Source organism: Pseudoalteromonas sp. S1727 (assembly GCF_005886375.1).
Classification (GTDB): Bacteria; Pseudomonadota; Gammaproteobacteria; order Enterobacterales; family Alteromonadaceae; genus Pseudoalteromonas; species Pseudoalteromonas haloplanktis.
On the sequence record NZ_PNDT01000038.1, the window covers coordinates 59,232 to 66,611 of the forward strand.

Consider the following 7,380-nt stretch of genomic DNA (forward strand, 5'->3'; position numbering starts at 1 on the left):
CTGTAACTACAGCTAGCAATACTCAATTCATGGTACTAGACCGATGATATCTATTTATTTATTCAGCGATTATCAAATTGCTCATTAGGATTTCTCGCATTTCTTTGTTTTAGATCATAAAAATGCTATTTAATACTAGTTTTGTACTCGATAACTATGCTGCGGCTATCTTTACATTTGTATGAACTTTATAATTACAACTAACAATTAAGTATGTATCAAGGACTACCTATGCGTCGGGGTCAGCAATTACTAAACGAAGAAGTGACTTTTTCACAACAACAGGAACTCGTCTCCACAACTGATTTGCGCGGAGTAATCACCTACGCCAACAAAGAGTTTTGCACTATTGCAGGTTACAGTTTAGAAGAACTCGTTGGTAAAAATCATAATATTGTTCGCCACCCTGATATGCCTAAAGCCGCATTTAAAGAGCTGTGGGAAAAACTCAAGCAAGGACACTCGTGGCGTGGCATGGTTAAAAATCTTTGTAAAGATGGTCGTTACTACTGGGTTGATGCATTTGTTACACCAATCTTTGAACATGGCCAACTCGTTGGTTATCAATCCGTGCGCACAAAACCCAGCGAACAGCAAAAACAACAAGCACAACGTCTTTATGCAAAAATCAATGCGGGTAAATCTCTTTCATCTTGGCGCGAACAAGTTGCACTGCGACAAGGGGCTGCGGCTTGTATTGCTTTAGTTGGTTTATTAATACTCGGCGTGTTTGTTTCCGTATCTGCAGCGTTGATTGCTAGTGTGTTTTGTTTATTAATAGCCTTATTAAACTACGATGAATTAATTGTTACCCCTGCTGCACTTAAACAACAAAAAGCACAATTTGATTCTGTATCTCGCTATGTGTACGTCGGCCATCACCCATTTAGTATTAGCGAATATACCCAGCAAATGCTCAATGCTAAACTTCGTACAGTATTGGGAAGAGTGAAAGATTCGACGTCTACATTCACCTCAATTGCAGCGAACTTAGATCAACAGTCAACTCTGACTGAAAAGGGTATTTCAGCGCAAGGTCAACGCCTAAGTCAAATTGCCACAGCAATGTCGCAGATGAGTGCAACCATAGGTGAAATATCAGGGAATACTCAGCATACCGCTGAAAAAGTGAATATTACTCACCAGAGCTGCGCTGACATTAAACTTCACATTGCAGATAACAGTGCTATGGTCTCTGATCTTGCATTACAAGTTGAGCAAGCAGCAACCACAGCAACAGCACTTGCCACTGAAGCGGATAAAATAGGCCAAGTGATGACTGAAATCGAAGGGATCGCCGAGCAAACGAACTTACTGGCACTCAATGCGGCCATAGAAGCTGCAAGAGCGGGCGAACATGGTCGTGGTTTTGCTGTAGTTGCTGATGAAGTACGGGCTTTATCATCGCGGACTCAACGTGCAACAGCACAGATCCACAGTTCAATAAAAGAAATTCAGGATACTTTGTTTAGCTGGTCAACGGTGATGAAAAATACCAAAGCACAAGCTGATGAATGTGTAAATACAACAGGCCATACCCAGATAGAGCTAGACAGTATTTTTACTCAAATTACTGAAATATCACAGCTTGCTACGCAGATATCGGCAGCAGCTGAGCAACAACAAGCTGTCAGCACCGAGATCGGCAGCAATATCACACATATAAAAAGTTACAGTGACGAAAATTTAACGTTGAGCTTTAATGTAGCAAAAGATGCAGCGCATTTGGTTGAAGGGTCACGCAAAGTAAATGATATTCTACTGACTTTTAAAATCTAATAATTTACGGTACTAACAAGATTTGGCTTGAGCTTATTGTTAAGCTCAAGCCGAACTTAGAACTAACGTGATGAGAATACTAGCCCATTTTCATCAGCATCAATAGCAATCATATCTCCGGTACTGTAGTCACCTGCAAGCAGTTTTTGCGACAGTGGATTTTCAATTGTATGCTGTATCGCACGCTTCAATGGCCGCGCTCCATAAACAGGATCAAAACCACTGGCGGCAATTTTCTCAAGAGCAGCATCACTGATCTGTAGTAAATACCCCATTTCTGTTAATCGCTCACGCAATTTACTCAATTGAATATCGGCAATCTCTTTAATATGTTCATTCGCCAATGGATGGAATACCACCGTTTCATCAATACGGTTGATAAACTCTGGCCTAAATTCATTAACCAATACACCCATGACTTTTTCTTTTAACGCTGCATAGTCATTATTACCCGTTTGCTCTTGAATAATATCTGAGCCTAAGTTTGAGGTCATAATGATCACCGTGTTTTTAAAGTCAACGGTGCGTCCTTGTCCATCTGTTAGTCGGCCATCATCCAATACTTGCAGTAAAATATTAAACACATCAGGATGAGCTTTTTCTATTTCATCTAACAATATCACTGAATAAGGGCGACGACGAACTGCCTCGGTTAAATAACCGCCTTCCTCGTAACCCACATAACCAGGAGGAGCGCCCACTAAGCGTGCCACTGAATGTTTTTCCATAAACTCAGACATATCAATTCGCACCATGGCACTTTCGGTGTCAAACATATAGCTTGCAAGCGCCTTGGTTAACTCTGTTTTACCAACCCCGGTTGGGCCTAAGAATAAAAACGAGCCAATTGGGCGGTTGGGATCGGCAAGTCCTGCGCGTGAACGGCGAATAGCATTGGCCACTGCAACAACGGCTTCGTCTTGGCCTATTACTTTATGGTGTAGGTGCTCTTCCATTTGCAGTAGTTTTTCACGCTCTCCTTGCAGCATCCTCGATACTGGAATACCTGTCCAACGTGACAGTATCTCTGCAATTTCATCTTCACCTACTTGGTTTTTCAATAAGCTCATTTCTTGCATTTCGGCTTGTGATGCCAGATCAAGTTTACGTTCCAAATCAGGAATACGACCATATTGCAGCTCAGACATACGTTGTAAGTCTGTGGCGCGTCGAGCAACTTCTAAGTCCAAACGTGCCTGTTCAAGCTCAGCTTTGATCACTTGCGTCCCTTGCAATGAGGCTTTTTCTGCTGTCCACACTTCATCAAGCTCACGATATTGAGCTTCAAGTTCAGTGATCAACTCTTGCATTTCAGCACGACGCTTTTGACTGGCGTCGTCTTTCTCTTTGGCTAATGCATTGTCTTCGAGTTTGAGCTGAATAATACGGCGCTCTAACTTATCTAGCGATTCAGGCTTTGAGTCAATTTGTAGGCGAATAGACGAACCCGCTTCATCAATGAGATCAATCGCTTTATCTGGTAATTGACGATCACTGATATAGCGATGCGATAAATGCGCAGCTGCAACAATAGCTGGATCGGTGATCTCAACACAATGATGCAACTCGTAACGCTCTTTTAAACCACGTAAAATAGCGATGGTATCTTCAACTGATGGCTCTTCGACGAGCACTTTTTGAAAACGACGCTCTAAAGCAGCATCTTTTTCAATGTACTTACGATACTCATCTAACGTCGTAGCGCCGACACAGTGGAGTTCACCACGGGCAAGGGCTGGCTTGAGCATATTACCCGCATCCATTGCACCATCACTTTTACCAGCACCAACCATAGTATGAATTTCATCAATAAATAAAATCACTTGGCCTTCTTCTTTGGCCAGCTCATTGAGCACCGCTTTTAAGCGCTCTTCAAATTCACCTCTGTATTTAGCACCTGCCACCAGCGCTCCAAGATCCAGCGATAGCACACGTTTATTTTTCAGTCCTTCAGGTACTTCGCCATTTATAATACGCTGCGCCAACCCTTCGGCGATCGCGGTTTTACCCACACCAGGCTCACCGATCAACACCGGATTATTTTTAGTACGCCGTTGTAATACTTGGATCGTACGACGAATTTCGTCATCACGACCAATGACAGGATCAAGCTTGCCCTGCTCTGCACGTTCCGTTAAATCGATAGTGAACTTCTTAAGTGCTTGGCGGGTTTCTTCAGCATTGGGATCATCTACTTTTTCACCGCCGCGAATAGCGTGTATCGCCGCTTCAATTTTTGTGCTGGTCACATTCAAAGCACGGAAGATGTCACCTAATGGGCCTTTATCTTCACAGGCGGCTAATACAAACAATTCACTGGAGATATATTTATCTTTGCGCTTCTGTGCGTACTTATCGCATAAATTAATTAGTGAAACCATGTTATTTGACAACTGCACGTCGCCACCAACACCTTCAACTTTAAACAGCTTTTCTATCTCTTGCGACAACTTAGTGTTAAGTTCATCAGCACTAACACCTGCTTGTGCTAATAACGCACGGACACTTGAGCCACTTTGCTGTAACAATGAGTACATTAAATGTACCGGCTCAATAAATTGATGGTCGCGACCAAGCGCTAATGACTGAGCGTCAGAGAGCGCAGATTGAAATTTACTGGTAAATCGATCTAAACGCATAAGGGTTACCTATTAAAAAAACTAATTGCTTAATTAATGGGTATGTTCGAAGAATTGATCAAGGTTTAAAAGAAAATATAATCCCCTGTTCTGCGCTTACTTGCGCCAGATCAAAGAAGCCATACGCCCCGTTTGACCATCACGACGATAGGAAAAGAATTGTTCAGGCTGGCTAACAGTACAATATTCACCCCCACTGATATGTTTGACACCTAACTGATTAAGCTGGTGACGGGCAATGGCGTAAATATCAGCTAAATATTTACCATTCGATAACGCTGTAAACGCGGCTGCGTGAGTAAGTGATTGCTCACAAAATGTCATTTTCACCTCAGCGCCCACTTCAAACTTTTGTGCGCCAATAGCAGGCCCCAGCCAAGCTATAACTTGCTCCGCAGGCGCATTAAAGTGCGCGAGAGTATTGGCAATAATACCCAAGTTGAGGCCTCGCCACCCACCATGAATAGCCGCGACTTCAGTACCGCATGTTGAAGTCAGTAATACTGGCAGACAGTCAGCAGTCATAATTGCTAATGGTCGATTTTGTAATTGCGTATAAAGTGCGTCAGCATTAATTAGCTCAGCAGTAAATCGCGCATCAACGACCACCACATCAGCGCTGTGTACTTGGTTCAACCAAACTGGAGGTTGAGGCAAATACTGAGCTAAGTGATCGCGGTTTGCGAGTACCGCCTGTTCATCATCGCCTACATGTAGCCCCAAATTCAAACTCGCAAAAGGTGCAACAGAGCTCCCCCCTGTTCGCGTGGTACTGAGTGCACCAATGTTAGCCGGTGCGTTCCATGTAGGCGTTAGCATAGCAATTAAAAATCAATATTTGGGTTGGCTTTGGTATCTTCACGAAGTACGTGAGTCATAGCAACCATGTCATCAGGTATTGGGGCTTGCCATGTCATCATTTCACCTGTGATCGGGTGCGCGATACTTAACTTAACCGCGTGAAGCGCTTGACGATTAAACTCACGTAACATCTGGAATAACTCTGGTGTCGCCCCTTTTGGAGGACGCGGACGCCCACCATAGGCTTTATCGCCAATTAGTGGGTGATTAATATAGGCCATATGCACACGAATTTGATGTGTACGCCCTGTTTCTAGGCGCAGACGTAATCGCGTATGAGCACGGAATTTTTCAGCAACACGAAAATGCGTAATTGCCGGTTTGCCCTGTTCATGCACTGCCATATGAGTACGTTGTGTAGGGTGGCGAGCAATCGGCTTTTCAACCATGCCACCTGCGGTCATGGTGCCATTACAAATTGCTTCATATTCACGGGTAAAATTTTCACGCTTTTGCAGTGCTTTAACTAAGTGCGTTTGTGCCTGAATCGTTTTAGCAACCACCATTAAGCCTGTGGTGTCTTTATCAAGGCGATGCACAATACCCGCACGCGGTACATTAATGATATCAGGGTAATGGTGTAGCAAGGCGTTAAGCACTGTACCATCAGGATTACCTGCCCCCGGGTGTACCACTAATCCCATTGGCTTGTTGATCACTAAAATATCATCATCTTCATAAACAATGTTTAATTTGATATCTTGTGCAAGGTATTCACGTGGTGCTTCAATACTTGTCTCAACATTGACAACTTCACCACCAAAGAGTTTTTCTCTTGGGGTGTTGAAAATTTCACCATCGACGGTGATTTTATCATCTAAAATCCACGTTTTTATACGTGAACGCGAATAATCCGGGAACAATTGCGCTAATACTTGGTCTAGACGTTTACCGCCTAACTCAGTTGGCACATCGGCTTGAAGAGAAATTTGCTCTGTCATTAGTAACTTTACCCAATTTACCAGTGCAAGCTGTGCTCGACTGGGTTAGAATCGCTTTTAATAAAAGCATTATATAATAAGCATAGTTTACTCGGTTTTACCCACTTGGCCTAGCCGAAGACATCGAAGGTAACAAATAAAATGATAAATAGAATAGGGAAACGTGCATTTGCCATTGTTTTTACAGTTTCATTACTTGGTTTAGGTGCATGTTCGTCAGCGCCTGATGAAGAAGATATCCAGCGCGTTCCTAATAAATCAGCGCAAGCATTGTATGAAGATGCTAAAAAAACGCTTGATTCGGGCTTATATGCGCGAGCAATAGAGCTTTTAAGTGCGATTGATTCGCGCTACCCATTTGGCCCTATGTCAAAGCAGGTGCAAATGGACCTAGTATACGCCCATTACCAAGCTGGTAATACTGAGCAAGCATTAGCAACCATTGACCGTTTCATTCGCTTAAACCCAAACCACAAAGATTTAGACTATATGTACTACATGCGTGGTTTAGTGAATATCAAAGCTGATGAAAATGCCTTTCAGGAATATTTTGGTGTTGACCGAGCAGACCGCGATGCTAATCGTACTCGGGTAGCCTTTACTGATTTATCAACCTTAGTCAACCGCTTTCCAGATAGCGGCTATGCTCCTGAAGCTAAAAGACGTTTAGTGTGGTTACTTAACAAAATGGCCCGTTACGAACTAAAAGTTGCTGATTATTACTATGAGCGTGAAGCTTATTTAGCTGCAGCTAATCGCGGAAAATATGTTGTTGAGCATTATTCACAAAGTAGTTATTTAGATGAAGCACTAGAAATGATGGAAAAAAGCTACACTAAGCTAGGTTTACCTGAATTAAGCGAACACGCTAGGCTTACCCGCGAACAGAATAAACGCAAGTAAATTCTAAAAATACAAAAAGGCGCTACTTATGTTTTATAAGTAGCGCCTTTTTTAATGCATCGATTTTTTAATTTTAGATAAGAAATGATACCAATCGTGCTAAGTTACTGACCATTTATAGCGACAGATAAATGGAGTGATAACAAGGCATAAATTTTGACATGTGGTTGTTCTCGGCAATTGCTCCTGCATTGCTCTACCTCCTGCATCCATGCAGTCGTACATGAAAAATTTATAACGCAGTTAGCGCTTTATTT

General features: G+C 42.7%; 5 protein-coding genes. 2 read left to right on the forward strand and 3 right to left on the reverse strand.

Features of this window, described 5'->3' with window-relative positions; translation table 11 throughout:
• Positions 1-231 precede the first annotated feature (231 nt).
• The gene (locus CWB85_RS10855) at positions 232-1,779 is read left to right on the forward strand and encodes a methyl-accepting chemotaxis protein (protein ID WP_138554890.1); all 1,548 of its coding nucleotides are present in this window, start codon (positions 232-234) and stop codon (positions 1,777-1,779) included.
• A 62-nt stretch (positions 1,780-1,841) separates the two neighbouring features.
• Here CWB85_RS10855 and clpB read toward each other — a convergent pair whose 3' ends face one another.
• The 3 genes from clpB to rluD all read right to left on the reverse strand — a co-directional run bounded on the left by clpB (position 1,842) and on the right by rluD (position 6,220).
• Positions 1,842-4,418 carry an ATP-dependent chaperone ClpB gene (gene clpB, locus CWB85_RS10860; RefSeq protein ID WP_016708919.1) on the reverse strand — a complete coding sequence of 859 codons (2,577 nt, stop codon included), beginning with the start codon at positions 4,416-4,418 and terminating at the stop codon, positions 1,842-1,844.
• Between the two features lie 96 nt (positions 4,419-4,514).
• A complete protein-coding gene (gene pgeF / locus CWB85_RS10865) occupies positions 4,515-5,243 on the reverse strand; it encodes a peptidoglycan editing factor PgeF (protein ID WP_493850841.1) in 729 nt (242 codons plus the stop codon).
• Positions 5,243-6,220: a 23S rRNA pseudouridine(1911/1915/1917) synthase RluD gene (rluD, locus tag CWB85_RS10870; protein WP_016708916.1), complete on the reverse strand. Its 978-nt coding sequence runs from the start codon at positions 6,218-6,220 to the stop codon at positions 5,243-5,245. The genes pgeF and rluD overlap by 1 nt, the downstream gene beginning before the upstream one ends.
• A gap of 141 nt (positions 6,221-6,361) precedes the next feature.
• On the opposite strand from rluD, the gene CWB85_RS10875 reads away from it, so the two are divergent.
• Positions 6,362-7,123 (forward strand): outer membrane protein assembly factor BamD, encoded by a 762-nt coding sequence (locus CWB85_RS10875; RefSeq protein WP_016708915.1) that lies wholly within the window; start codon positions 6,362-6,364, stop codon positions 7,121-7,123.
• Positions 7,124-7,380 lie beyond the last annotated feature (257 nt).

Bases quoted from the DNA above. Each gene is read 5' to 3' on its own strand.
- CWB85_RS10855 (WP_138554890.1), top strand. From the start codon at position 232: ATGCGTCGGGGTCAGCAATTACTAAACGAAGAAGTGACTTTTTCACAA.
- clpB (WP_016708919.1), bottom strand. From the start codon at position 4,418: ATGCGTTTAGATCGATTTACCAGTAAATTTCAATCTGCGCTCTCTGAC.
- rluD (WP_016708916.1), bottom strand. From the start codon at position 6,220: ATGACAGAGCAAATTTCTCTTCAAGCCGATGTGCCAACTGAGTTAGGC.
- CWB85_RS10875 (WP_016708915.1), top strand. From the start codon at position 6,362: ATGATAAATAGAATAGGGAAACGTGCATTTGCCATTGTTTTTACAGTT.